19 protein-coding genes are annotated in these 25998 nt (G+C 70.4%); 14 read left to right on the top strand and 5 right to left on the bottom strand.

Annotated features, from left to right (window positions below; genetic code table 11):
* Positions 1-64: 64 nt before the first annotated feature.
* The 5 genes from ABT061_RS20210 to ABT061_RS20190 all read right to left on the bottom strand — a co-directional run bounded on the left by ABT061_RS20210 (position 65) and on the right by ABT061_RS20190 (position 6908).
* Positions 65-1591 carry a lipopolysaccharide biosynthesis protein gene (locus ABT061_RS20210; RefSeq protein ID WP_350919729.1) on the bottom strand — a complete coding sequence of 509 codons (1527 nt, stop codon included), beginning with the start codon at positions 1589-1591 and terminating at the stop codon, positions 65-67.
* Between the two features lie 262 nt (positions 1592-1853).
* The gene (locus ABT061_RS20205; RefSeq protein ID WP_350919727.1) at positions 1854-3146 is read right to left on the bottom strand and encodes a M20/M25/M40 family metallo-hydrolase; all 1293 of its coding nucleotides are present in this window, start codon (positions 3144-3146) and stop codon (positions 1854-1856) included.
* 147 nt (positions 3147-3293) lie between these two features.
* Positions 3294-3677 (bottom strand): histone-like nucleoid-structuring protein Lsr2, encoded by a 384-nt coding sequence (locus ABT061_RS20200; RefSeq protein WP_350919724.1) that lies wholly within the window; start codon positions 3675-3677, stop codon positions 3294-3296.
* Between the two features lie 1173 nt (positions 3678-4850).
* Positions 4851-5963, bottom strand: a complete 1113-nt coding sequence (locus ABT061_RS20195) for a DUF5925 domain-containing protein (protein ID WP_350919721.1) — start codon at positions 5961-5963, stop codon at positions 4851-4853.
* Between the two features lie 60 nt (positions 5964-6023).
* On the bottom strand, positions 6024-6908 hold the full coding sequence (locus ABT061_RS20190) for a LysR family transcriptional regulator (protein WP_350919718.1): 885 nt from the start codon (positions 6906-6908) through the stop codon (positions 6024-6026).
* 105 nt (positions 6909-7013) lie between these two features.
* On the opposite strand from ABT061_RS20190, the gene ABT061_RS20185 reads away from it, so the two are divergent.
* The 14 genes from ABT061_RS20185 (at position 7014) to ABT061_RS20120 (ending at position 25989) form a co-directional block, all read left to right on the top strand.
* Positions 7014-7943 (top strand): DMT family transporter, encoded by a 930-nt coding sequence (locus ABT061_RS20185; RefSeq protein ID WP_350919715.1) that lies wholly within the window; start codon positions 7014-7016, stop codon positions 7941-7943.
* Positions 7944-8530: 587 nt separating this feature from the next.
* On the top strand, positions 8531-9085 hold the full coding sequence (locus ABT061_RS20180; protein WP_350919712.1) for a peptidoglycan-binding domain-containing protein: 555 nt from the start codon (positions 8531-8533) through the stop codon (positions 9083-9085).
* Positions 9086-9430: 345 nt separating this feature from the next.
* A complete protein-coding gene (locus tag ABT061_RS20175) occupies positions 9431-10171 on the top strand; it encodes a TetR/AcrR family transcriptional regulator (protein WP_350919709.1) in 741 nt (246 codons plus the stop codon).
* Between the two features lie 10 nt (positions 10172-10181).
* On the top strand, positions 10182-11921 hold the full coding sequence (locus tag ABT061_RS20170; RefSeq protein WP_350919706.1) for a methylmalonyl-CoA mutase family protein: 1740 nt from the start codon (positions 10182-10184) through the stop codon (positions 11919-11921).
* A complete protein-coding gene (gene scpA, locus ABT061_RS20165; protein WP_350919703.1) occupies positions 11918-14068 on the top strand; it encodes a methylmalonyl-CoA mutase in 2151 nt (716 codons plus the stop codon). Before ABT061_RS20170 ends, scpA begins: the two co-directional genes overlap by 4 nt.
* Complete coding sequence (gene meaB / locus ABT061_RS20160; RefSeq protein WP_350919700.1) at positions 14052-15038, top strand: methylmalonyl Co-A mutase-associated GTPase MeaB; 987 nt, start codon at positions 14052-14054, stop codon at positions 15036-15038. Before scpA ends, meaB begins: the two co-directional genes overlap by 17 nt.
* A 440-nt stretch (positions 15039-15478) precedes the next feature.
* A complete protein-coding gene (locus ABT061_RS20155) occupies positions 15479-16861 on the top strand; it encodes a cytochrome P450 (RefSeq protein WP_350919697.1) in 1383 nt (460 codons plus the stop codon).
* Complete coding sequence (locus ABT061_RS20150) at positions 16858-17751, top strand: terpene synthase family protein (protein WP_350919694.1); 894 nt, start codon at positions 16858-16860, stop codon at positions 17749-17751. The genes ABT061_RS20155 and ABT061_RS20150 overlap by 4 nt, the downstream gene beginning before the upstream one ends.
* The gene (locus ABT061_RS20145; protein ID WP_350919691.1) at positions 17748-19418 is read left to right on the top strand and encodes a prenyltransferase/squalene oxidase repeat-containing protein; all 1671 of its coding nucleotides are present in this window, start codon (positions 17748-17750) and stop codon (positions 19416-19418) included. The genes ABT061_RS20150 and ABT061_RS20145 overlap by 4 nt, the downstream gene beginning before the upstream one ends.
* Positions 19419-19623: 205 nt before the next feature.
* A complete protein-coding gene (locus tag ABT061_RS20140) occupies positions 19624-22206 on the top strand; it encodes a sensor histidine kinase (protein ID WP_350920063.1) in 2583 nt (860 codons plus the stop codon).
* A 90-nt stretch (positions 22207-22296) separates the two neighbouring features.
* Positions 22297-22728: a roadblock/LC7 domain-containing protein gene (locus tag ABT061_RS20135; protein ID WP_350919688.1), complete on the top strand. Its 432-nt coding sequence runs from the start codon at positions 22297-22299 to the stop codon at positions 22726-22728.
* Complete coding sequence (locus ABT061_RS20130) at positions 22725-23111, top strand: DUF742 domain-containing protein (protein WP_326641175.1); 387 nt, start codon at positions 22725-22727, stop codon at positions 23109-23111. Before ABT061_RS20135 ends, ABT061_RS20130 begins: the two co-directional genes overlap by 4 nt.
* Positions 23092-23733 carry a GTP-binding protein gene (locus tag ABT061_RS20125; protein WP_350919684.1) on the top strand — a complete coding sequence of 214 codons (642 nt, stop codon included), beginning with the start codon at positions 23092-23094 and terminating at the stop codon, positions 23731-23733. Before ABT061_RS20130 ends, ABT061_RS20125 begins: the two co-directional genes overlap by 20 nt.
* A 255-nt stretch (positions 23734-23988) precedes the next feature.
* Entirely contained in the window at positions 23989-25989 is a 2001-nt protein-coding gene (locus tag ABT061_RS20120) for a CehA/McbA family metallohydrolase (RefSeq protein ID WP_350919681.1), read from the top strand.
* Positions 25990-25998 lie beyond the last annotated feature (9 nt).

Below are 25998 nucleotides of genomic sequence, written 5' to 3'. Positions count from 1 at the left end.
CAGGAGTCACTGGAGACCGTCTATCACGTACGCGATCAAGACTGCAAACAGAGCCACGCCGTCACTAAGCTGCGACAACCTGGGACGCCTTGCCGTGGTTGATCACTCTGCGGATGTTCGGGAGGATCAGTAGCGCGACCAGGAGCTGGCTGCCGAGCATCGCGTAGCCCACCGCGGCGATTCCGAAGAGGGGGAACAGCAGGGCGATCGAGGTGAGGACCAGCACCGCCATCCCGATCTGGATGAGTGCGAGCTTGCGGGCCTCGCTCTGCGCGCGCAGCATGCTGAGGCAGATCTCGATCACCGTCTGGGGGAGCACGGCGATCGCCATCAGGCGGAGCAGCGGCGTGCCCGCCTCGGCGAACCCGGGGCCGAACACGCTCAGGATCAGGGGCGCGCCGACCACGACCACCGCGATGACCGGTCCGACGATCAGGAAGGTGCGGCGCAGCGCGTTGCGCACGCTCTGCGCCAGCTGGGCGGCGTTGAAGGACCCCTCGACCGTCAGGGACACCGCCATGTTGGCCGCCAGCAGCCCGATCATGGAGCCCAGCGTGTGGGCTATCGAGAAGTAGCCGAACGTCGGCGCGTCGTCGAGCCAGCCCGCGATGATGACCGGGACCAGATAGAGGATCAGCAGGATGGAGAACGCGCCGGGGAAGTCTCCGGCCAGGAAACGCCCCACCTCGCGCAGGCGCGGCGGGTTCGCGGCGCTCTCCTCGGTGTTCTTGACGTGCTTGGGGATGATGACGCCGAAGATGAACCAGCTGATCGGGATCAGCGCCATGGCCGTCGGCACGATCCACGAGACGAAGATCCCGCCGAAGAGGCCGCCCTCCGGCAGCGCGACCGCGAGCGCGGCGAGCATGCCCATTTTGACCAGGCCGAACGCCAGGCTGTTGACCGGCACCCAGACGGCCTTGCGCAGCCCGGCCAGGGTCACGTCCTGGAGGGTGAAGACCGTCCAGACGAGAACCGAGACGAGGAAGAACAGTCCGGGGCCGAACCCGGAGAGGTCGGCGTAGACCGCCCCCCACACCGGCAACGTCAGCAGGAACCCCAACGCCGCCACCAGGCCGGTGGCCCCGGCGATCGCGTAGCCGCGCAGGACGAACTCGGCGGTGCGGCGGCCGGCCACCGGGATGAACCTGGCCAGCGCGCCCGCGAAGGCGAGCCCGGTCAGAGAGGCGAACAGCCGCATCGCGCTGATCACGGCCTGGCCCTCACCGAACGCGGCGGCGGTGTACAGGTGCGTGGCGAGGAACCAGTAGCCGAGGCCCAGCACGGCGGTGATCCCGGTATTGATCATCAATGCGTAGCCCTGTAGGAACAGGGGATTTCTCAGATCCTTGCGCAGGCGGTCCATCAGTCCGGCCCTGCGCTCCTCGGTCACTGTCCGGCCCATCGCCTGGTCGCCTCCGTCGCGCGTCACCTCGTCATCATCGGGTGGAGCGCTTGCAGCGACCTTGCCGTCGGCTGCACGCAGGCCGGTGGCCGAGTCCGGTCGCGTCCCCGGCAGGTCCGGCCGGGTGCCCGACGGGGGGGTGCCGCCCTCGTGCCAGGCGGGCAGCCCCGTGCCGCTCTCATTCACCTCGACGCTCCCGATCCGCACCACTTTCCGGGGCGGTGCCGGATGCCCGCCCATCGCTCGCGCGGGATGGTTCGATGGCATTCCCGAGGGGAGTGGGATGGCGCCGCACCAGCGTTCGCGTCTCGTCACGAGATCGGCCGGTCACCGAGGGGTATATGAGAGTCGGCACGTGAGCCATGATGCCCCAGTTTCAGGCGGGCCGTGTCCGGCATGTATCCGGAAGTACCAGGTAGGGCTCGATCGTGATGGGGAGCGCCCTGTTTTATCCGGTATTGGTGCTGCCATCCGCGGGGGAGGCGAGGAGGCGATCCAGGACGCGGACGCCGAACTCCAGGCCCTCGACGGGAACGCGCTCGTCCACGCCGTGGAACATGCCGAAGTAGTCGAGTTCCGGGGTGAGCATCAGCGGGGCGAAGCCGTAACCCCTGATGCCGAGTTTCGCGAAGGACTTGGCGTCCGTGCCGCCGGACATCACGTACGGCACCGGTCGCGCCGCCGGGTCCTCGGCCATCAGGGCCGCGCCGAGCCGCTCGAAGAAGGGCGAGTCCATCGGGGCGGAGGGGGCGTCCTCCAGGTTGACGAACTCCCTCCTCACCCGGGGGCCGAGCAGGCGGTCGATCGTCTCCAGGAACTCCTCACGGCCCCCCGGCAGGAACCGCCCGTCGACGTGGCCCACGGCGGTGCCGGGAACCACGTTGACCTTGTAGCCCGCCTGGAGCATCGTCGGGTTCGCCGAGTTCCGGATCTGTGCCCCGAACAGGGAGCCGATCCGGCCGAGCCGTTCGGCCTCCTCCTCCAGCCGGTCGAGGTCGATGCGCTCGCCGAGGATGTCCGACAGGCTCTCGATCAGCGTCGCCACCTCGGGCGTCAGCCGCACCGGCCAGCGGTGAGAGGCGATCCGGGACATGGCATGGCAGAGCTCGGCCACCGCGTTGTCCACCGGCGGGCGGGAGCCGTGGCCCGCGACGCCGGTCGCGGTGAGTTTCATCCAGGCGGTGCCGCGCTCGCCCACCGCGACCGGGTAGATCCGTGCTCCGGGAGCCTCGACGCTGTAACCGCCGGACTCGCTGATCGCCTCGGTACAGCCGTCGAACAGCTCGCGGTGGTGTCGCACCGCGTATCGCGCGCCGTACTCGCCGGTGGCCTCCTCGTCGGCGAGGAAGGCCAGCACCACGTCCCGCCCAGGCCGTACCCCGCGCCGTGCCCACTCGCGGACCAGGGTGAGCGTCATGGCCAGGGTGCCCTTCATGTCGACCGCGCCCCGGCCCCAGACACAGCCGCCGGAGACCTCCCCGGAGAACGGATGAACCTGCCAGTCGGAGGCGTGGGCGGGGACCACGTCGAGATGGCCGTGGATCAGCAGGGCGTCGGGTGAGTCACCGGGGATCCTGGCGACCACGCTGGTCCTGTGCCTGGCCGACTCGAACACCACCGGTTCGATGCCGGCCTCCGACAACAGGGTGGCGACGTGCTCGGCCGCCGGACGTTCGCCGGGGCCGGGATTGGTGGTGTCGAATCTGATCAGGTCCGAGCAGATCTGTGTGACCTCACTCATCGAAGAACGCCCCCCGGAGACTATGGCCCAAATATAGGACCAAGGGTGCATACCCCTCCGGAGCGCGAAGGGCACCTCGAGGTTCGCCTCATGTACTCCCGGTCGGCTGTGACGCCGCTACCTCCAGGAGGGGCCGGGAGCTGGCCGCTACTGGCCGGATGTGGTCTGCGGGGCCTTCTTGGCCGCCGCCTTGGCCACGCTGGGGTCGCCCGCCGCGAAGGCCTCGGCGACCTTTCCCCCGATGCGCCCGCGCTCACTCACCTCGATTCCGTGGGACTTCGCCCACGCCCGGATCTCGGCGCTCCGCTCGCGGCTGCCGCCGGAACCCTTCGCCCTGCCCTTGCGGCCCAGGGAGGTGCTCGCCTTGCGGGCGGCGGACTGGAAGGGCTTAAGGGCCTCGCGGAGTTTTGTGGCGTTCTTCGCGCTCAGGTCGATCTCGTAGGCGGTCCCGTCCAGGCCGAACGAGACGGTCTCGTCCGCCCGCTTCCCGGTGATGTCATCGGTGAACGTGACGACTTGCTGACGTGCCATTGTGTCACTCCTTAATCTTGGCGCCAGAGTGTGCGGCTGTGAACCCGGCCGACGATGGCTCCCGCGTCTCTTCCCCGGTAGTAAAACTCTAGCCTCTCCTTTCGCTGCCGCGCCGGGAAACCCTGTCCGCCGGAGATCCACTGGCTCAGGTTAATTACCCAAGGCTGAACTCCGGCGTCTCCACGTCATTGGGAAATGCTTCCCGCCGGCGAGGGATTAAAAACGACGGCGGCGCCGGGATCCCCTTGGTGTCTTGTATCCCGGGATCTGTCGGTTGCCCCGGCGGGTTTTCTGGATGGAGGTGTCCGAGCGCTTTGGAGTTTCGTGACCTCCGGGTGGTTTCCACCCTGGTCACCGTGAAAAAAATCGACTTCGGCCACTTGGGGGCGTTCGAGGCCATCGTTCCACTGTCGTTCGTTTCGAGGGCTCCGCCGTGTCGGCTGTGCCGTCCTCCCGGTGTGCGGGTGTGTCCTCCGCCCCGTTTTCGCTGGTCGAGGCGGTTGCCGGGATGAGATCCCGGCGGGGAGCGGCGAGCGGACCGGATCCGCCGGGAGGAGGACGGCGGCGGAGGGGCGCTGTGGGACCCGCTCCGGAGGTTCGTCGGACAATTCACGCATGCCCGGTGTCTGTCACCGAACGTGTTGCAGGATTTCCGTGGGACAAATGACTTCCTCGCGCTCTGGAATGCGGGCCGGGCGTCCCCGGTTTTGCCGGCCGGCTGGATCCGGATGCGTTCGAAGGTGGTCACCGACACGTGGTCGATCACATTGGGGCGTGGTCTCGACACTCTCGGGTGAGGCAAGGCACGCCGCGCGGACCGCATGATTTCGGGCGTCTCGCATTGCGAGCGAGCGGGAGCCGCAGACCCCGTTTGCCCCTTGACCGCCATTGGCCCGTTCCATCGTCCGGGCGGACCAACAAGCGGTGTTCCCCGAATTGTTCGCGTAACGGCCGGAGAGTGATACGGGCATTGCCCGTTCCCTCAAGGGCGGGCGTGTCGTCGCGGCTCGTCCCGTTCCGTTCCGCACGGGTGGGAACCGTGCGCCGCCGAGCCTCACACCATCTCGCCCCGGACGGACGGCGCGGTGCGCCGCCGCGGCCTGTCATGTCTTCTGGTCACGGATGGACGTGCCGGGCCCCGCCGGTCTGCCACACCTCCCGCACGGCGGGAGGTCAGAGGTAGAGGCCGGTGTTCTCGGGGACGGCCGTGGTGCGGCTGAACGCGCCGTCGCGGAGCGCGAAGAGCTCGGCGAGGGTCGCACCGGCCGGAGAGAGCCCTTCGGTGCCGCCGAGCCAGTGGGCGGCCTCGTCGTAGGGGAGAGGACCGATCTCGATCTGGGCGAGGCAGCGGCCCGGGCGGGTGACGGCCGGGTGGAGACGAGCCAGGTCCTCGTTGGTGGTGATGGCCACCAGGACGTCACGGCCCTGGCCGAGGAGCCCGTCGGTCAGGTTGAGCAGGCGTGACAGGCCCTGTCCTGTGGCCTCCTTGGCGCCTGATCTGATCAGCTCGTCGCAGTCCTCCAGCACCAGGAGCCGCCACCGCTTACCATCGTCGTCGTCGTCAAAGCCGACCGCGACCTCCATGAGGTAGCCGGGGGAGTGGAACAGCCGTTCCGGGTCGAGTACGCAGTCGACCTGGCACCACGACCGCCACTCGTGGGCGAGCGTGCGCAGCAGCGTTGTCTTGCCGGTGCCCGGCGGGCCGTGCAGCAGGACCAGCCTGCCGTGCGCGTCGGAGGCGGTGACGGACATCAGTCGCGACAGCCGCTCGCCGACCGACCTGGCGTAGTTGCCGGAGATCTCCGCCCAGGGGGAGGCGGTGATCGGCTTCTCCGAGCGGTGGCCGCCGTGGGATCCCTGCCACCAGAAGCCCATCTCGACGTGGTCGCTCTCGGGAACGGGCTCCTCGGCGTCCTTGATGATCTCGTCGATCACCGAGCGGGCCAGTTCCTCGTCGACCGCGGTCACGCTGACCGTGGCGGTGCGGTTGCGGTGGCGGACCACGCGCAGCGTCCAGCCCTCCCCGCACAGCAGCCGCGAGTCACGGCCGTCCTTCTCGATCGCCGCCCGGAGGAGCGCCCCGGAGGCGGGGGTGAGGGAGGCGTCGGGGCGGACCCGTTCCAGGTTCGCGGTGCACGACCACGGCTGGACCCCGGTGGCGAACGGCGACAGCGCGAGGGCGTCGATCACATCCACCGCGGAGTCGGCGTCGTCGAGCAAGATCCTCATCGGCAGCTCCACCGGGCGGGGCTCCGGGGAGAAGTGGACCTCCTTGAGTACGGACATGGCGGTAATGATCCTCTTGGGGCGTCCGCCGGTCGACGGGTTTTCGCAAGGGGGCCGGACTCAGGGGGCCGCCGGCGGCGCGGGAGCCTCGGGGGCGGTGCGGAGCAGGGCGTCGACCAGGGGGCTCGGCGGGCGGGTCAGCGGGCCGGTGAGGACGAGGGCGCGGGTCAGGGACGGCTTCAGCGGGATCATGACGAGCCCGGGGGTGAGAAGACCGCGGCCGAGGTCGGGAACCGTCGAGACGCCGATACCCGCGGCGATCATGCCGATGAGCGTGCCGAGCTCGCGCACATGCTGGGCCGGAGCGTAGGGGACGCCCGCCAGGGAACACAGGATGCGGGTCTGCGGCTCGCAGCCCCCCTTGGAGACGAGCAGCGGATCCTCCACCAGCTCGGCCATCGTGATGTGTTCCTGACCGGCCAGGGGGTGGTCGGCGCGGACCACCGCGTGGAAGGCGTCGCGGCCCACCACCACATGCGCGGGAGGCGGGGGCACCGGATCGACGAGGACCGCGGCGTCGACGACTCCGGTCTCCAGCCAGGGGGACAGCTCGTCGTCGTCGCCCTCGAAGACCTGCACCTCGACACCGGGGAGCTCCGCGCGCCACGTCCGCATGAGCTGGGGGAGCAGCCCGCAGCAGACCGTGGGCGGGGCGGCGACGCGGACGACTCCGGTGTGCTGCCCCAGATGTGCGGAGACGGCCTCGTCGATGGCGGCGACCGAGGCGAGCGCCGCCTGGGCGTGCGGCAGGATCGTCGTCCCCAGGGCCGTGGGTCCCACGCCTCCGTGCCGCAGCACCAGCGGTGCGCCGAGAGCGCGCTCGAGCGCGGCGAGCGCGTGGGAGACCGCCGACTGGGACATGCCCAGCTCCTCGGCGGCCACGCCGAATCCGCCGTTCGCGATCACGGCGGTGAAGACTCGGAGCTGCGCGACCGTGGCACTCATGAGGACATCTCATCACACTGCCGGGATAACTCATTGGACACATGACCTGGGCCTGGTGAGACTGCTCCGGTGACCCGTGAAGGAACCTCCTCAGCATCTCCACAGGTGCGGGCGATCGACGCCGTACCGTCCCCGGCGAGCCGGTCCGTGCTTGCCCAATATCTCGCGCTGGCCCTGACCTGGGGGGCCAGCTTCCTGTTCATCAAGGTCGCTCTCACCGGGCTGTCTCCCGTTCAGACGGTGCTGGGCCGTCTCGCGCTGGGAGCGCTCACGCTCAACGTGATCATGTTGGTCACCCGCCGGCGGTGGCCGAGGCAGGCGAGACTCTGGGCGCATCTGGGGGTGGTCGCACTGCTGCTGTGCGTGGTGCCGTTCCTGCTGTTCGCCTGGGCCGGGCAGTACATCCCCTCGGGACTCTCCAGCATCTACAACGCCACGACGCCGCTGATGACGATGCTCGTGACCCTGGCCGCGCTCCGGCAGGAGCGCCTGGGGGCGGCGGGGGTGCTCGGTCTGCTGCTGGGTGCGGCCGGTGTCGTCGTCGTCCTGGCCCCGTGGAACCTGACCGGAGCCGCCGGCCCCGGGTGGGCGCAGGCGGCTTGCCTGGGAGCGACGTTCTGCTACGGCCTGGCCTTCGCCTACACGCGGCGTTTCGTGGTCTCCTACGGCTACGACGCCCCCACGATCGCCGCCGCCCAGATCAGCGTGGCGGCCCTGGTCATGCTCGCGCTGAGCCCGCTGCTGGCCACCGGTCCCGTACGTCTGGACCTGCCCGTCGTGGCGAGCATGGCCGCCCTGGGCATCCTGGGCACGGGGCTCGCCTACATCTGGAACACCACGGTCATCGCCCGCTGGGGGGCGACGGCCGCCTCGACGGTGACGTACCTGACCCCGCTGGTGGGTGTCGTCCTCGGGGTGCTCGTCCTGGGCGAGGCGCTGACGTGGAACCAGCCGCTGGGAGCGGTGGTGGTCGTGGTCGGCATCATGACCGGCCAGGGCGTGTTCGGTTCCCGGCCCGGTCGCCGGTCTCGGTGACCAGGCCGGGGACGTCCTTCGAGGTGCAGGTCAGGGCGTTGTCCTCGGGCCTGGGCCACACGGTGCCGGGAACGTGGCCGGCGTCGGAGCCGAGGGCGGTCAGGGGTGAGGAGGCCGCGACGACGAGGGCAAGGCCATCCATGCCCGCCCGGAGCGGGAGGTGTCGCGGGGAGGAGAGGCCCGCGGGCGCTTTTCTGGTTTAGGGCGCCCGGCTGCGGTCAGGGGGATGGCTGTTTCGCTGCCCGACGACCACCCGGAACGTTCCCACATCACGATACGACGATAGATCAGTTGATTAACAGCACCATACGGTGTCGTATCAACCATTACGCTCCGGTAGGGCAACATCACTTAGACAGTGGAGACGTTCCGTGGCCATCGATCTTGTTACTCGCCGAGAGTGGGGCGCTCGCCAGCCGCGCGGTTCCTACAGCAGGCTCAGTTCCACCCGGGGAGTGAAGGTCCACTACACGGGCGGCCAGGTCAGCCCGGATATCGTGAACGACCACGCCAAATGCGTTGCTCTGGTGAAATCCATCCAGAATCACCACATGGACGGCAATGGCTGGATTGACGTTGGTTATTCCATGCTGGTCTGTCCGCATCGGAAGGTCTTCGAGGGCCGGGGGCCGAATCGTGTGCCGGCCGCCAACGGCGCAGGTCTCAACAGCGACCATTACGCGGTGCTCGGCCTGGTCGGCTCGTCGGGGCTCACCAAGCCGACCGACGGCATCCTGCACGGCATCCTCGACGCCGTCGAATACCTCAGGGACAAGGGCGGGGCGGGTAAGGAGATCAAGGGTCACCGCGACGGCTACTCGACCAGCTGCCCCGGCGAGCCCCTGTACGCGTGGGTCAAGCGGGGCGCCCCCCGTCCCGGCGGCGGGACCACCAACCCGCCGGAACCGCACCCCTCCTTTCCCGGCCGCACGCTCAAGCAGCCGCCGATCATGGAGGGTGCGGACGTCCGCACCTGGCAGCGGCGGATGCGCGACCGGGGCTGGAACATCGACGTCGACGGTCTGTACGGTCCCGCCTCCAGCGATGTCTGCAAGAAGTTCCAGAAGGAGAAGGGGCTGCCCGTCACCGGCGCCGTCGACCGCGCCACCTGGGACGCGGCCTGGCAGGAACCCGTCAGCTGACCAGTGACTCCTGCTGCACGGGGGCCTGCGGATAGTGCGGGCCACCCGCTGGTCGGGGCCGATCCGCCGCATGAGCGGTTCCTCCGCGGTGCACCCGGGCGCGCCGCCGCCGCCGGGCAACGGGTCCGGAAGCGGCACGTCGCCGGGGACGGGGCTCCCCGCTCACTCCTTGAAAAGGAAGGCCCGGTTCCCGCCGGCCTCCTTTCCTCCAGGTAGCCCCCGAGGGTGATTCACCGATAGTGCTATCGGTGAAAAATCGCACAAGTCTCTGAGGGGGGATGTTCACGCCGGGTGTGAGTGGGGGTTCACCGGTAGGATTATCGGTGAATGGAAAGCGAGGCGGCAGTGACGAGCACACCCCTGAGCAGGAGCGAGGCCAAGGATCTGACCAGGCGTCGTCTCATTCGCGCCGCGTTCGCGATCCTCGACGAGGAGGGTGAGGCAGGGCTGACCACCGTCAAGGTCTCAAAGGCGGCGGGGATCGCCCAGTCCAGCTTCTACGTGCACTTCAAGGACAGGCAGGAGTTGCTGCGGGCGCTCGGAGAACAGGCGGGGGAGCGGCTGCGGGGGGCGATGCGCGAGGCGCGGCGCAGGGCTCGCGAGGCACCCGACGACGAGGCACTCGACGACAGGGAGCGCCACCGCGAGGCCTTCCGGATACCGCTGGAGGCCATCTGCAGGCACCCCGCGCTCTTCCGCCTCGGCCTGCGCACCCGGCACGACCCGTCGTCGCCGCTCCAGGAGTTCGCCGTCGAGACCGCCGCCGCCTACCGGGCACACCTGGTCGCGGACCTGGCCTCGTTCGGCTTCCCGACCGAGCGGGAGAGCGACAGGCGCCGCCTGGAGATGATCGCCGACGGGATCGGCGCGCTGACCAACGCGATGGCGATCGGCCACATCGACGGGCGCTACCCCGACCTGGAGGAGGCGGTCGACGTGCTGGTCGCCTTCTCGTACGGCTACCTCGGGCTGCTGCGTAAGGATTCTTCCGCATGGTCCGGGAATCCCCCTTCGGCTCCTTTCGACGGCCCTCCTGTTGATGTTTGTCCAGAGCCCGGGGGGAGTTCGAAAAACGGCAACCTTTAGTATCCGGTGCATGACGGTGTCGCCTGAGGAACCCCGACCGGCCGCCGAGTTCCCACCGACCACGCGTGAGCGGTGGCGGGAGCTGGCGCTCGGGGTATTGCGCAAGTCCGGGGTCGAGACCGGCTCCCCGGAGGAGGCGTTGGCCTCCACCACCTATGACGGTGTGACGATCGCACCGCTCTACGACGCGTCCGATCTGCCCGGCGATCCCGGCCTTCCCGGCTCCGCCCCCTACATCAGGGGCTCCGCCCCCGAGGGGGGCTGGGAGGTGCGGCAGCGCCACGAGGTGCCTGATTCCGAGGCGATCCTCACGGACCTGGAGAACGGCGTCACCTCACTGTGGCTCACCCTCGACCCCGAGGACCTGCCGCAGGCCCTGGAGCGGGTCCACCTGGAGCTGATCTCGGTCACGCTCGACGCGGGCAAGCGGACCCGCGAGGCGGCCGAGGTGCTCCTCGGGCTGGCGGGTGAGAAGGCCGGCACGCTGAAGGGGAACCTGGGAGCCGACGCGCTCGCCGACGCGGAGACCGCGATCGAGCTGGCCCGCCGCTGCGTTCGGGACCACCCCGGCCTCAGGGCCGTCACGGTGGACGCCACCGTCTATCACGACGCGGGAGGCGGTGACGCCGAGGAGCTCGGTTGCTCCCTCGCCGCCGGAGTCGCCGCGCTGCGTACCCTGACCGGCGCCGGCCTGACCGTGCCCGAGGCGTTCGGGCAGCTGGAGTTCCGGTACGCGGCCACCGCCGACCAGTTCCTCACCATCGCCAAGCTCCGGGCCGCCCGCAGGCTCTGGGCGCGTGTCGCCGAGGTGTGCGGCGCCCCCGACGAGGGACAGCGGCAGCACGCGGTGACCAGCTCGGCCATGATGACCGCCCGCGATCCGTGGGTGAACATGCTCCGCACCACGCTCGCCTGTTTCGCGGCCGGGACCGGCGGGGCCGACGCGGTGACCGTCCAGCCCTTCGACGCCCGCCTCGGCCTGCCGGACGCCTTCGCCCGCCGTATCGCGCGCAACACCCAGTCGCTGCTCGTCGAGGAGGCCGGTGTGGCCCGGGTGATCGACCCGGCCGGCGGCTCCTGGTACGTCGAGCGGCTCACCGAGGACCTGGCCTCCAGAGCCTGGGAGTGGTTCCAGGAGATCGAGCGTGCCGGGGGCGTCGGGGCGGCCGAAGGCTCCGCGCTCGTCGCCGGACGGCTCGCCGCCACCTGGGAGCGGCGCTCGGCCGACATCGCCAGGCGCCTCGACCCGATCACCGGCGTCAGCGAGTTCCCCGACCTCGCCGAGCGGCCCCTGGTCAGGCAGGCCCGGTCCACCGGGAGTACCGGGGTGCACTACGCGCAGGAGTTCGAGGCGTTGCGCGACCTGGCCGACGCCCAGGCGAGCCGGCCGAAGGTCTTCCTGGCGACCATCGGCCCGGTGGCCGCGCACACCGCCAGGGCGTCGTTCGCGGCCAACCTGTTCCAGGCGGGCGGCATCGCCACCGTGGCCGGTGGTGCCATGACGGACCCCGCGGAGATCGCCGCCGCGTTCTCCGCCTCCGGTACCGAGGTCGCGTGCCTGTGCTCCAGCGACCGGCTGTACGCCGAACACGCCGAGGCGGTGGCCGCCGCGCTGAGGGCCGCGGGGGCGCGCAGGATCTGGCTGGCAGGAAAGGGCGGCTTCGAGGGCGTGGACGCCAACCTCTACACCGGGTGCGACGCGCTCGGTGCGCTCCGGACGACCTTCGACGACCTGGGGGTGGCTCGATGATTCCCGACTTCTCCGAGATCGAACTCGGTGCGCGACCGGCGGTGCCCGGCCCCGCCGCGGGGGACGGACCTCGTGGCCCGGTGTGGGAGACGCCCGAGGGGATCGACGTCAAGCCGCTCTACACCGCCGCCGACACCGACGGTCTCGACTTCCTGGAGACCTACCCCGGCGCCGCGCCCTATCTGCGCGGCCCGTACCCGACCATGTACGTCAACCAGCCGTGGACCATCCGGCAGTACGCCGGTTTCTCCACCGCAGCCGAGTCCAACGCCTTCTACCGGCGTAACCTGGCAGCCGGGCAGAAGGGACTGTCGGTCGCCTTCGACCTGGCGACCCACCGGGGCTACGACTCCGACCACCCGCGCGTCGCCGGGGACGTCGGTATGGCGGGCGTGGCCATCGACTCCATCTACGACATGCGGCAGCTGTTCGACGGCATCCCCCTCGACAAGATGAGCGTGTCGATGACCATGAACGGCGCGGTGCTGCCGGTGCTCGCGCTCTACGTCGTGGCCGCCGAGGAGCAGGGGGTGGCGCCCGAGCAGCTCGCCGGGACCATCCAGAACGACATCCTCAAGGAGTTCATGGTCCGCAACACCTACATCTACCCGCCGGGCCCCTCGATGCGGATCATCTCCGACATCTTCGCGTACACCAGCGAGAGGATGCCGAAGTTCAACTCGATCTCGATCTCCGGATACCACATCCAGGAGGCCGGGGCCACGTGTGACCTGGAGCTCGCCTACACCCTCGCCGACGGGGTGGAGTACCTGCGGGCGGGTGTCGAGGCGGGTATGGACATCGACAGGTTCGCGCCGCGCCTGTCGTTCTTCTGGTGCATCGGCATGAACTTCTTCATGGAGGTCGCCAAGCTGCGGGCCGCCCGGCTGCTCTGGTCGCGGCTGGTGTCCGGGTTCGGAGCCAAGAACCCCAAGTCGCTCTCGCTGCGGACCCACTCGCAGACCTCCGGCTGGTCGCTCACCGCCCAGGACGTCTACAACAACGTCGTCCGCACCTGTGTCGAGGCGATGGCCGCGACCCAGGGCCACACCCAGTCGCTGCACACCAACGCGCTGGACGAGGCACTGGCCCTGCCCACCGACTTCTCCGCGCGGATCGCCCGCAACACCCAGCTGCTGCTCCAGCAGGAGTCGGGCACCTGCCGAGTGATCGACCCCTGGGGCGGCTCCTACTACGTCGAGCGGCTCACCCACGAGCTGGCGACCAGGGCATGGGCCCACATCGAGGAGGTGGAGGCTGCCGGGGGCATGGCGAAGGCCATCGACGCCGGGCTGCCCAAGCTCCGCATCGAGGAGGCCGCCGCCCGTACCCAGGCGCGCATCGACTCCGGGCGCCAGCCGGTCATCGGCGTCAACAAGTACCGGCCCGACGCCGACGAGCCCATCGAGGTGCTCAAGGTCGACAACACCTCCGTACGCGCCCAGCAGCTCGACAAGTTGCGCCGCCTGCGCGCCGAGCGCGACCCCGGGCGGGTGGAGGAGGCACTGACGGCACTCACCAAGGGAGCCTCGGGCGACGGGAACCTGCTCGCGCTGGCGATCGAGGCGGCCCGTGCCATGGCCACGGTCGGGGAGATCTCCGACGCCCTGGAGCGGGTGTTCGGGCGGCATGCGGCACAGATCCGTACGATCACCGGCGTGTATCGCGAGGAGGTGGGATCCGGCGTGGACGCGGTCCGCGAGGCGTGCGCCGAGTTCGAGCGGCTGGAGGGTCGCCGCCCCCGGATCCTGGTGGCGAAGATGGGCCAGGACGGTCACGACCGGGGCCAGAAGGTGATCGCCACGGCCTTCGCCGACCTCGGCTTCGACGTGGACGTCGGCCCGCTGTTCCAGACGCCCGAGGAGGTCGCCCGGCAGGCGGTCGAGGCGGACGTGCACGTGGTCGGCGTGAACTCGCTGGCCGCCGGCCACCTCACGCTCGTACCGGCGCTCCGCGAGGCGCTGGCCGAGCTGGGCGCGGAGGACGTCATGATCGTGGTCGGCGGTGTCATCCCGCCGGGCGACTTCGACGAGCTGCGCGCCGCGGGCGCGAGCGCGATCTTCCCGCCCGGCACCGTCATCGCCGACGCGGCCAGGGGCCTGCTGGCGGACCTGCTCACCCGGCTGGGTCATGACGCGGACGCTTGACGACTACGTCCAGGGGGTGAAGGAGGGCTCCAGGGTGTGGATCGCGCGGGCGATCACACTGGTGGAGTCCTCCAGGGCCGACCACAGGGAACTGGCCCAGCGGCTGCTGGTCGAGCTGACCCCGCTGGCCGGCGCGGCGCGCAGGGTCGGCATCACCGGCGTGCCCGGCGTCGGCAAGTCCACGTTCGTCGACGCGCTCGGCACGCGGCTGACCGGGGAGGGCCACCGGGTGGCGGTGCTCGCCGTCGACCCGTCCTCGACCCGTACCGGCGGGAGCATCCTGGGCGACAAGACCAGGATGTCCCGCCTGGCGGTCGACCCGGCCGCCTTCATCCGCCCCTCGCCCACCTCGGGCACTCTGGGCGGGGTGGCCAGGGCGACCCGCGAGGCGATGGTCGTGGTGGAGGCGGCCGGGTACGACGTCGTCCTGGTGGAGACCGTCGGCGTCGGCCAGTCGGAGACCACCGTCGCCGACATGGTCGACACCTTCCTGCTGCTCACCCTGGCCAGGACGGGCGACCAGCTTCAGGGCATCAAGAAGGGCGTGCTGGAGCTGGCCGACGTGATCGCGATCAACAAGGCCGACGGTGCCGAGGGCAGCTCCCACGAGCTGGACGCGCGCAGGGCCGCCAGGGAACTCGCCGGAGCACTCCGCCTGCTGGGCGCGGAGCGGACGCCTCCGGTGCTCACCTGCAGCGGGATGACCGGTAACGGCCTGGAGGAGGTCTGGCACCAGGTCGTCAGGCACCGTGACGCGCTGGAGGCCTCGGGGGAGCTGGCCGAGCGCCGCCGCCGTCAGCAGGTCCGCTGGACCTGGGCCATGGTCACCGACCGGTTGCTCGCCCGGCTCCGCGAGCACCCCGAGGTCGCGGCGATCATCACCGAGCTGGAACGCGAGGTCGCCGAGGGTGAGGTCACCCCCTCGCTGGCGGCCGACCGCATCCTCGCGGCCTTCGGCAGGGGCGACTGACGGCTCCGGGCACGGCCCCTCGTAACCCTGGGTGACCTCGGGTGATGGCGTTGACGAGAGGCCGATCCGCCATTTAAGCAACCGTGTTAAGCGCAGGTTAACGATGCTCGTGTCCGGAACCGGCGAGGTTTATATCGAATACGAGCTTGATCGCTTCTGGTGGGTCATGTGATACTTCATGTGAAGATTTACTAATGCTGTGATGTGATGCGCTTTAGTGTGTAAATCAGGTAATGGGACAGGTGAGGAGACCCGGAGCGCCCTAGAAGGATTGTCGGTCGGCCGGTCCTGATCTGTGGGTGACCAGTAGTTATCCGCGCACCGGACGGGAACGGGACATGTGGGACGTCCCCGTTTCCGAACACCGCCGCGCTCACTCGCGCGGGCGGTTGTCTCACGCTGCGCGAATTCACATCACGTGAGGTGGGAGACGTTTGCCTATGTCCATCGACGTGCATCCCGGTCGCCGAGTGAGGTCCATCCCGATACACCGAGCTCTGCCGAAGCTGGTCCGCGAACCGGCGGGCGCGCTCGCCGAGTTCGCGCGGGAGGCCGGCGGGGAGGTCGTCCGGTTGGAGTTGGGGCCGTTCCGCCCCTACCTGGTCACCCATCCCGACCACGTCCAGCAGGTGATGCGCGTCGGATGGACGAACTACCAGCGCCTGGGGATGTTCTGGCGCCCGCTGGAGCGGCTCTTCGGGCACAGCATCATGAGCGACGGCGAGCACTGGCAGAACAGCCGGAAGGTCCTGCAGCCGCTGTTCACCACGCGGTACGTCGCCACGATCGCCGAGGAGGTGTCCAGGCGCGTCGCCGGGCGCGTCCAGGAGTGGGACGGGTATGTCCAGTCGGGGCGCAACTTCGACGCGGCCACGGAGATGTCCAGGATCCTCAGCTACATCGTCAACCGGGTGCTGTTCGGGGACAAGCTGAACCGGGAGGACGGGGAGCGCATCATCCCCGCCTTCGAACAGGCATCCCACTCGCTCGTCTACCGGATTCTCATGCCGTTCATGCCGTACTTCATGCGGATACCCGGTGACCGGGCCTTCCTGAAGGCCGTCAGGGCGATCGACGACGTGGTCTTCCCCGTGGCGAGAAAGGCGATGGCCGCCCCCGACGACAACGTCGACGTCATCTCCGTGCTCTGCCGGTCCGTCGACGAGAACGGCGGCAGGCTCACCGAGAAACAGATCCGCGACGCCCTGGTCAGCGTGTACGCCGCGTCGTCGGAGACCACCGCGATGGTCCTCACCTGGCTGTGGCTGCTGCTGGACGAGCATCCGGACGTCGAGGCCAGGCTCCAGGCGGAGATCGACGAGGTGGTGGGCGCGGGGCCGGCCCGTCCCGAGCACATCCCCCACCTCACCTACACCCGCATGGTCCTCCAGGAGACCCTGCGCCTGTACCCGGCGGGCTGGCTGCTCCCCCGCATGGTCATGGAGGACGCGGAGATCGGCGGCGTGCGGATCAAGGCCGGCTCGACGGTGCTGGTAACCCCGTACGCCACCCAGCGGCTTGCGGAGTTCTGGGAGCGCCCGGACGAGTTCGACCCCGAGCGGTTCGCGCCTGGAAGATCTGAGGAGCGTAGGCACAGGTACGCCTACTTCCCCTTCGGCGGCGGGCCGCACAGGTGCCTGGGCGAGCCCCTGTTCTACGTCGAGGCGCCACTGGTGGTCGCGGGCATCCTCAGCCGGTTCCGGATGTCGGTGCGCACGCCGGGGCCGTTCGTCACGGGGTGGGCCGCCTCGCTGCGCCCCAAGGGCAAGGTCGAGCTGGGCATATCCTCCGCCCGGCACGATCAGGGCGGAGTCTTGCGATGACGGCGCGACTCGACCCCGGCATCCGGCCGGAGGCCATGGAGGCGATGGCCGCCGGGACGATCTGCGCCCGCGCCGGCCGCTCCCAGCGGGAGATGCGCGAGTGGGCGGAGACCTATCCCGGTCTGTTCTCCGCGAAGCCCTTCGACGCGGCCCTGTACAGCACCCTCTCGCTGGCCATGGCGTTCGGCGGGCCCTGGTTCACCGCCGAGCGGCTGCGGATGGCGAACAAGACCTCCCTGTGGGCGTTCGGGCTGGACTGGCTCGTCGACTACGTCGCCACCTCGCCGGCCGAGGTGGCGGACATCGCCCGGCGGTGCTTGGACGTGGCCGCCGGGGGGCCGCCGGTTCCCGGCGACGACCTCACCCGCATGCTCGCCGGCATCCGCGACGAGCTCGCCTCCTCGCCGGCCTTCCCCGAGCTCGGACCGATCTGGCGCGACGAGCTGGAACGCATGCTGGACGGGATGCTCGCGGAGTGGCGCTGGAAGAACGACAAGGTCACGCCGACCTTCGAGGAGTATCTCGGCAACGCCGACAACCTCGGCTTCTCCTTCGTGTTCGCCGCCCACTGGATCCACGTCACGGGCCAGGGCTCGGTCGCGGACGTCGGCCCGCTGCGCGAGGCGGGCTGGGCCGTGCAACGGGTCATCCGCCTCCTCAACGACCTGGGCACCTACGAGCGGGACGTCGCCTGGGGAGACCTCAACGTCCTGCTGCTCGACATCGGCCGCGCCGAGGTGGAGCGGCGGATCGCCGAGCTGGCGGCACGGAGCAGGGAGCTGGTCGCCCCGCTCCGGGAGGCCCATCCGGAGCTGGCGGGCTACATGGAACGGCAGATGGACTTCTGCGCCGGCTTCTACCAGGTCGGCGACTACTGGGGGGCGTTGTGAGCGTCGACGGTCTGTCCGCTCCCGCGGTGCTCGGCGCCTCGCCGGCGATCGGCCAGGGAGCCCCCGGCGGGTCCGACGCGGGAAGCGGCACGAAGAGCGACACGAAGAGCGGCACCGGGGCAGGCGACGGGATCGACACGGTCGCCGAGGCGCGCGAGCTGGTCGCCGGGCTGCTGGCCCAGCCCTGGGGGCAGGTGTCCGCCTCCCCGTACGAGACCGGCCGGCTGGTGAGCCTGGCCCCGTGGCTGGCCGGGCATACCGAGCGGATCGGGTTCCTGCTCGCCACCCAGCGGCCGGGGGGCGGCTGGCACTCATCCGGCGACCACGCTCTGGTCCCCACCCTGAGCGCGGTCGAGGCGCTGCTGGCCGAGATCGGGCGCGGCACCTCCGCCGACCCCGACCTGCTCGCCAAGGCGGCCGATCGCGGGCTGGAGGCCGTGCGGAATCGCCTCCGCTCCGCCGCGCCCCTGCCGGACACGCCCGCGATCGAGCTCATCGTGTCGTCCCTGCTCTCCCTGATCGACGGCCACCTCGACGGAGAGGGGCCGAAACCGCCCCCGGGCCTGGACGGTGCCAAGCTGGCCGCGGTCAGGGCGTGGCTGACGTCGGGCGCGGAGATCCCGCAGAAGCTGGTCCATGCCCTCGAGGTCGCGGGACCTGAGGCGACGGCGGCCTCCGGGATCCTGCCCACGCCGATGCCCGGTGGGATGGCGGCCGTCGGCGCCTCGCCCGCGGCCGGTGCCGCCTGGCTGGCCGCGTCGCCCGGCTCCAGGCCAGGCCAGGAAGCGGCCGTACGGCGCTACCTGGAGGCGGTGGTGGCCTCCACCGGCGGGCCGGTGCCCTGCGCCTTGCCCATCAGCGTGTTCGAGCGCGGCTGGACGCTCAGCTGGCTGCGGCGCGCGGGAATCCCGGTGGACGTGTCACCGGAGCTGGCCGCGAGCCTGCGGCACGGGCTCGGTCCCGAGGGGACCGCCACGGGGCCCGGCCTTCCCGAGGACGCCGACACCACCTCCGTCGCCCTGTACGCGCTGGCGTTGATCGGCGAGCCGCGCGAGCCCGAGGGGCTGTGGCCGTTCGAGACGGAGACCCACTTCTGTACCTGGCGCGGGGAGGAGGGCATGTCTCCGACGACCAACGCGCACGTGCTCGACGCCTTCGGCGAGTACCTGCGCCGGTGCGGGGGAGAGCCCCGCCACGAGGCCGTCGCGACCAAGCTGGCGGCGTGGCTGCGTGACCGCCAGGAGGCGGACGGCAGCTGGACGGACCGCTGGCACGTCTCGCCGTACTACGCCACCGCCTGCTGCGCCATCGCGCTGCGCGAGTTCGGCGGTGAGGAGTCGGCGGGCGCGGTGGGCGGGGCACTGGCGTGGGTGTTCGGCACCCAGCGCGCGGACGGGTCGTGGGGCCGCTGGGAGGGCACCGCGGAGGAGACCGCCTACGCGCTGCAGACCCTGCTGCTGGCCGGCGCGACGCGGGAGGAGGAGCGGTGGCGGGAGGCCGTGGAACGCGGATACCGCCGCCTGGCGGCCACCCGGGACGGCGAGGCGCCGTCGCTCTGGGTCGACAAGGACCTGTACCTGCCGGTGGCGATCGTCAGGGCGGCCGTTCTGGGCGCGCTTCACCTGGCACGGCGTGCACTCTCACTTCCTGAGGACGACTCGTATTGAGAATTGACTGTGAATTCAAAACAGGACAGAAGGGCTCATCTGTTCTGTCCCACCTTGAGTGTGTTTAGTGACATTGCTAGGGTTCGGCGGGTGTGATGTGGGATGTCCCGCTGATCCGTGCGATGTGGCGACCGTTTGAACTACATGTGTCGACTGCCGCAAAAATGTGCCGTCTATTTTCTTTCTGCTTCCCGGGATGGATACCATGCGCTTGCGTAACGCGAGCTTGCGGACCAAGGTCACGGCACTTCTGGTGTCGCTCACCGCGCTCTGGGCGTTCACGGCATGGGTGACGGTCCGTGACGGTGTGAACATGCTGGGCGTGGCGACCCTCAACACCGACGTGGCGGAGCCGAGTGAGCGGCTCATCGTCGAGGTGCAGGCCGAACGACGGCTTACCGCGATCACGCTGGGCGCGGGCGGCACGGAACGCCGACGGCGCGAGGCGCTGGCCGCCCAGCGCGGGCGCACCGACGCCGCGGGCGCGAACTTCCGGGAGCTCACCGCCGGCAGCAGCGTGCAGCTGCTGGGAAGCTCGGCCCTGGGGCATCGTATCGCCGAGACACGCCGACTGCTGGACGAGCTGGCCACCACGCGCAGGGCGATCGACACGGGCCGGGGCAGCCGGACCTGGGCGGCCGCGGAGTTCACCGGTATCGTCGACTCCATCTACCGCGTCTACGACTCGCTGGCCACGCTGGACGACGAGGAACTCGCCAAGGACACCCGCACGCTCATCGAGATGAACCGGGCCCGGGACCTGCTGTCCCAGGGAGACGCCCTGGTGATGGGCGCCCTGACGGCGGGCAGGTTCGCCGACGGCGAGCAGGTCAGGTTCACGCAGATCGTCGGCATGCGGCGCTTCCTCCTCACCGAGGCGGTGGCCGAGCTGCCCGCGGCCGACCAGGAAGCCTACCGGCAGCTGGCCACCAGCGAGCAGTTCACTCGGCTGAGAGCCATGGAGGAGCAGCTGATCGGGGACGCGAACGTGGTGTCGACCGGAATGATCGACGTCGCGCGATGGAGCTCCGACGCCCAGCCCGCACAGGCCAAGCTGACGGAGGCGGTGCTCACGGCCGGCAGTGGCGTGGTCGAGCGGTCGGGCCCGGTCGCCGTCGGCGTCATAGTACGGCTCGCGCTGGCCGGCGGTCTGGGGCTGGTGGCCGTCATCGCCTCGGTCGTCCTGGCCATCACCACGGCCCGCGCCCTGGTCCAGCAGCTGGAGAAGCTGCGGGCCGCCGCCTGGGAGCTCGCCAACGAGCGGCTGCCCTCCGTGGTCGAGCGGATCGGCCACGGGGAGACCGTGGACGTCGCGGCCGAGGCACCGCCCCTCAAGTTCGGCGACGACCAGATCGGGCAGGTCGGCCAGGCGTTCAACGCCGTGCAACAGACCGCCATCAAGGTCGCCGCGGAGCAGGCCCAGCTCCGCCGCGACATCGCCGACATCCTGCGCAACCTCGCCCGCCGCACCCAGTCGCTCGTGCACCGCCAGCTGAGCGTGCTCGACGTCATGGAGCGGCGCGAGAACGACCCGCAGGAACTGCGCGACCTGTTCCGGCTCGACCACCTGGCGACCCGGATGCGACGCTACGCGGAGAACCTCCTCGTGCTCGCCGGTGCGGCGCCCGGCCGCGCCTGGCGCGACGCGGTCCCGATGATCGACGTGGTCCGCGGCTCGCTCGCCGAGATCGAGGACTACACCCGGGTCGACGTGATGCCCCTGGGCGAGGTGGCGCTGGACGGCCGGGCCGTGAGCGACGTGATCCACCTGATCGCCGAGCTCGTCGAGAACGCCGCCTCCTTCTCCCCGCCCTACACCACGGTCCAGGTCGGCGGGCACCTCGTGGCCCACGGCTACGCGCTGGAGATCGAGGACCGGGGGCTGGGCATGAGCGCCGCGGACATCGCGGGGGCCAACGAGCGGATCGCCAACCCTCCGGAGCTCAAGCTCTCCGGTAACGCCAGGCTGGGTCTGTACGTCGTCAGCCGCCTGGCCGAACGGCACAACGTCCGGGTGACCTTCAAGGCGTCCCCGTACGGCGGCACGACCGTCGTCGTCCTCATCCCGCAGGACCTGATCAACGAGGAGCAGCCGGAAGCCTCCATCGGCGTCGGCGTGCCGCAGGCACGCCCGGCGAGCACCGGCGAGATGAACGGCACCACGTCCGCGGTCGCCGCGGTCCGTGGCCGGGCCGGCGATCCCCTGGGCATCGCCGCCGGCCCGGTGCGGACCGGTGGCGCCGAGGGAGAGCCCGTCGACGAGTCCGTCCCGGGTGCCTGGCCCGAGGCGTGGGAACCCGCGTCTCCCGGCCGTGTCGCAGACCCTGGCCTTCCCGCGGGTCTCGCCGATCCGGCGGCCCCTGGCCGCTTCGCCGATCCCGCGGCACTCAGGCAGCTGCCCGACTCCGGAGCACCTATGAGCCTGCCCGACTTCACGAACCCCGGGTCTCCCGCCGCACCGGGCGCGCCCGACGGCTCCACCACTCCCGGACGTGCGGGCGGCCCGGGGGCGGCACTGCCGCCCGTGCTGCCCCCGCCCGACAGCAGCCACACACCGGGCGGCCTCCCGAGGCGTGTTCCCCAGACGCATCTCGCCGCCCCGCTGCAGGACGACGAGGTGGCCGCGCCGGTGCCCCCGGACGACGACGGCGCCGACGAGCGCTCCCCGGAGATGATCCGCGCGGCCATGACGTCCTTCCAAACGGGCACGCGCCGCGGCCGCGACGACGCGGCCCAGCTGACCAGGCGGGCAGGCGATCCCGTGGACGAGGGTGGGCCCGTCGGGTGACCCCAATATGTGAGCGTGTGCCGGGTCGGTGCCGATGAGGCGCCGAGGGCCGGCGACGGAACATCGGCAGGCAGAAGGAGAGGACAACGAGTGGTGCAGGGAACAGGATCTTTCACGGACCTGGCCTGGTTGCTGGACGACCTGGTCTCGCGGGTGGAGGAAGCTCAGCACGGAATCGTGTTCTCCACAGACGGCCTGCTGCTCGCCGCGTCGGCGGGATTCTCCCCCGCCGACGCCGAACATCTGGCCGCCGTCGGATCGGCGATCCAGAGCCTGGGCCGGGGGGTCAGCGACCGGGTCGGTGGCGGGCCGATGCGCCAGACCATCATCGAGATGCGGACGGCGTACCTGATCGTGACGGCCGCCGGGCAGGGAGCGTGCCTGGCGGTGCTCTGCGGAGCCGAGGCCGACGTCGGCCTGGTCGCCTACGAGATGGCCATGCTCGTCACCCGCGTCGGCCAGTACCTCACCTCGCCCACCCGGACCGCCGACTCCTCCTTCAGAGGCGACGGCACGCGATGAGCATCTTCGACGAGCAGCCCGAGGCCCAGTGGGTCGGGGACGAGGCGGGGCCGATCGTCAGGCCGTACATCCTGACGCGAGGCAGGACCGAACCGACCCGCGGCAGGTTCGACCTCATCACCCTGGTGGTGACCATCCGGCAGGTCTCGTCGAGGGAGCCGGGCCTGGACCCGGAGTGCCTGGCCATCGTCCGGCTCTGCCAGTTGGCCCAGTCGGTCGCGGAGATCGCCGCCCACATGAACCTTCCGGCAGGCACGGTCCGTGTCCTGCTCAGTGACCTGCTCGACCAGGGATTCATCGCCATACAAGAACCGCATTCGGAGACGGACATGCACGACGAGAGGCTGTACAGGGCGGTGCTCGATGGACTCCGTGCGCTCTAGCCGTGACGCCGGGCGCGCGAAGCTGCCCAAGGCGATCAAGATCCTGGTCGCCGGAGGATTCGGCGCGGGCAAGACCACGCTGGTCGGCGCGGTCTCCGAGATCGAGCCGCTGCGCACCGAGGAGACCCTGAGCGACCGGGGTATCGGTGTCGACGACCTGTCGGGCGTGGAGACCAAGCAGACCACCACTGTCGCGATGGACTTCGGCCGCATCACCATCGGCGACGACTACCGCCTCTACCTGTTCGGCACGCCTGGGCAGGAGCGCTTCTGGTTCCTCTGGGACGAGCTGGCGCTGGGCGCGCTGGGCGCGGTGGTCCTCGCCGACACCCGCAGGCTGGCCGACTGCTTCCCCTCGCTCGACTACTTCGAGCGGCGCGAGACGCCCTTCATCGTCGCGGTCAACTGCTTCGACGGGGCTCGCCGCTACGAGCTCGACGAGGTCAGGCTCGGGCTGACCCTCCACGAGGACATCCCGATCGTGCTGTGCGACGCCAGGCAGCGGGAGTCGGGCAAGGAGGTGCTCATCGCCCTCGTGGAGCACGCGATGCGGATGCGGCTGGGCATGCCGTCCTCTCCGGGGAGCGTCGAACCCTCCGCGGAGCGGACCGGGACCCGCTGACGCCCATGTCCCCCTTCCGGGGCGGACGGGAACCATCGAGCCCGTCCTCCCCGTGGAGCGGGTGGTCCCGCACGGTGGGCACGCCCACCTCCGGGGCGGATCGTCACCGTCCCGGGAGCGTTTTTGTCCCTCCGGCAGGGATGAATCCCTTCCCCTCGGACACGTGTACGCGATGCCCCGTGTCCGGCGTGTCACGATAGCGGCGATCACCGGGAGTCCTACCGCGTGGAGAGCCCTATGTGTGACGATCCGAACATGCCTCTCACCGTGGCGCGGGCGCTCGGAGAGTACCGGGCACTGCTGGCCGAGCACGGGGTCACCTGGGGTGAGGATCCCATCTTCTACGTCAAGTCGATGGCCACCGACGCCTACCTGATGGGCACGACGACCTTCTGGGAGGTCTGTTACGGCATGCTCGGCGCCCGCTACCCGGGAATGCCGTTCAAGGAGATCGGGGACCGCCTCGACGAGCTGGACATGGACGAGGTGGTCCGCGCTGTCCTGGCGGGCAGGGTGCTCGACAACCTCGCCGCGCTCCGCCTCACCAGGGAGGGCGCCGTGGTCGAGGCGCGGGCGCGGGCCGTGCTGGACGGCAGCCCCCTGCGCACGACGCTGCTGGTCGACTCCGCCAGGCCGGAGCCGGTCACCGTGCTGGTGGACGGGCGGGCACACGTGGTCGGCCCCGGCGGTGCCCGGCTCATCAAGATCACGAATCGGAGCGAGGTGGTCGCCGACGGCCTACCGGTCGACCTGTCGTCACTGGCACGCCGGGTCCCCGCGGCCCGCCTGCGGGTGCGCGCGGGCCTGGCGTGCAAGTGGAGCGTGTACGGCGAGCACGGGCAGGGCTGGTATCCCGAGGGTGCCCCCGACAGGTACGACTACCACGTGATGCCCTACTTCCACGGCGACGACCTGGTCCTGGACGTCCCGGCCGAGACGCTGACGGTCCGGGTCTCCAGGGGCATGGAGTACGGCTCCGCCGAGGTCACGCTCACCCCGGCCGCGGGGGAGGAGACCCTCGTCGAGCTGACCCCCGAGCGGCTCTACGACGCGGCGGCCCTCGGCTGGTACGGCGGGGACATGCACGTCCACCTCAACTGGGCGGGCGACATGGTCGGCACGCCCGAGCTCGCGGGGGCCATGCAGCACGGCGAGGACCTGCACGTCCTCAACCTGGTCGCGGGGAACGTCTCCTCCGAGCGGGTCTACGACTCCGAGGCGCTGGAGCACTGGGCGGGACGTGACCTGCCCTGGTCCGACGCCTCGCACGTGGCCAGGATCGGTGTGGAGTACCGCAACGACCTGCTCGGCCACCTCTACGCCTTCGGCGTCTCGGCTCCGCCCTCACGGTTCCACACGGGTTTCCTCGGCACCGCCGACTGGCCGCCCAACAGCGTCGCCTGCGAGGAACTCCGCGGCCTCGGCGCCGTGACCGGCTACAGTCATCCCTTCCACACGCCGTTCGCCGACGCCGACGCACCGGACAAGGCACTGCTGTGGGGACGCAACTGCTCCTCCAGGGAGATCGTCGCCGACGCGGCCCTCGGCCTCGTCGACACCCTCGACGTGCTCAGCCAGACCTCGATCACCGCGACCGCCGCCGTCTACCGGCGCCTGATCGGGGCGGGCAACCGCATCGCGGTCACCGCGGGGACCGATGCGATGGTCTCCTTCGCCCGGCGGGGAAACCAGTCCAACCCGCCCGGCTGGGCGCGGGTCTACGCCCGGGTGGACGGAGCGCTGAGCGCCGCGTCGTTCGCCGAGGCGGTCAGGAGGGGCCGTACCTTCGGTACCACCGGCCCCTGGCTGGAGCTGTCGGCCGGAGGCCACGGCCCCGGTGCCACCCTGGACCTGTCGCCGGGCGAGCGGATCACGATCACCGCCCGGTCGGTGGGTCCCGAGGTGCAGCGGCTGGAGATTCGCACAGCCGACGGCGTGCTGGCCGAGGGGCCGCCCGGCGAACTGACCGCGGAACTGGTCGTCGGCGACCCCACCTACGTGGTCGCCCTCGCCACCGGTGGCCCGCACGAGCGGTCCTTCACCGGCGAGGTGTACGCCCACACCAGCCCGGTCTACCTCGACGTGGGCGGCCGTCACGTGGCCAGGGCCGAGGACGTCGGCTGGTGCCTGGAGTGGCTGGACACCCTGGAGGCGCTCCTTCGTGAGGAGGGCGTCTTCGAGACGGCCGGGCAGCTCACCGACCATCTTGACCTGATCGGCCGGGCCAGAGAGGTCTACCGGGAACGCCTGACCTGACGGCGCGCG

Origin of the sequence: Streptosporangium sp. NPDC002544 (assembly GCF_040295965.1) — a bacterium.
In the GTDB taxonomy this organism is placed as follows: domain Bacteria; phylum Actinomycetota; class Actinomycetes; order Streptosporangiales; family Streptosporangiaceae; genus Streptosporangium.
The sequence above is the reverse complement of the archived record's forward strand: the minus strand, read 5'-3'. Positions and strand labels throughout refer to the sequence as shown.

What these genes read in the sequence shown, in the direction of transcription:
- ABT061_RS20140 (WP_350920063.1), top strand. Translation starts at nt 19,624, where the DNA reads ATGCGCTTGCGTAACGCGAGCTTGCGGACCAAGGTCACGGCACTTCTG.
- ABT061_RS20190 (WP_350919718.1), bottom strand. Translation starts at nt 6,908, where the DNA reads ATGAGTGCCACGGTCGCGCAGCTCCGAGTCTTCACCGCCGTGATCGCG.
- ABT061_RS20195 (WP_350919721.1), bottom strand. Translation starts at nt 5,963, where the DNA reads ATGTCCGTACTCAAGGAGGTCCACTTCTCCCCGGAGCCCCGCCCGGTG.
- ABT061_RS20130 (WP_326641175.1), top strand. Translation starts at nt 22,725, where the DNA reads ATGAGCATCTTCGACGAGCAGCCCGAGGCCCAGTGGGTCGGGGACGAG.
- ABT061_RS20180 (WP_350919712.1), top strand. Translation starts at nt 8,531, where the DNA reads ATGCTGGTCTGTCCGCATCGGAAGGTCTTCGAGGGCCGGGGGCCGAAT.
- ABT061_RS20150 (WP_350919694.1), top strand. Translation starts at nt 16,858, where the DNA reads ATGACGGCGCGACTCGACCCCGGCATCCGGCCGGAGGCCATGGAGGCG.
- ABT061_RS20155 (WP_350919697.1), top strand. Translation starts at nt 15,479, where the DNA reads ATGTCCATCGACGTGCATCCCGGTCGCCGAGTGAGGTCCATCCCGATA.
- ABT061_RS20205 (WP_350919727.1), bottom strand. Translation starts at nt 3,146, where the DNA reads ATGAGTGAGGTCACACAGATCTGCTCGGACCTGATCAGATTCGACACC.
- ABT061_RS20200 (WP_350919724.1), bottom strand. Translation starts at nt 3,677, where the DNA reads ATGGCACGTCAGCAAGTCGTCACGTTCACCGATGACATCACCGGGAAG.
- ABT061_RS20170 (WP_350919706.1), top strand. Translation starts at nt 10,182, where the DNA reads ATGACGGTGTCGCCTGAGGAACCCCGACCGGCCGCCGAGTTCCCACCG.
- meaB (WP_350919700.1), top strand. Translation starts at nt 14,052, where the DNA reads ATGACGCGGACGCTTGACGACTACGTCCAGGGGGTGAAGGAGGGCTCC.
- scpA (WP_350919703.1), top strand. Translation starts at nt 11,918, where the DNA reads ATGATTCCCGACTTCTCCGAGATCGAACTCGGTGCGCGACCGGCGGTG.
- ABT061_RS20125 (WP_350919684.1), top strand. Translation starts at nt 23,092, where the DNA reads ATGGACTCCGTGCGCTCTAGCCGTGACGCCGGGCGCGCGAAGCTGCCC.
- ABT061_RS20120 (WP_350919681.1), top strand. Translation starts at nt 23,989, where the DNA reads ATGCCTCTCACCGTGGCGCGGGCGCTCGGAGAGTACCGGGCACTGCTG.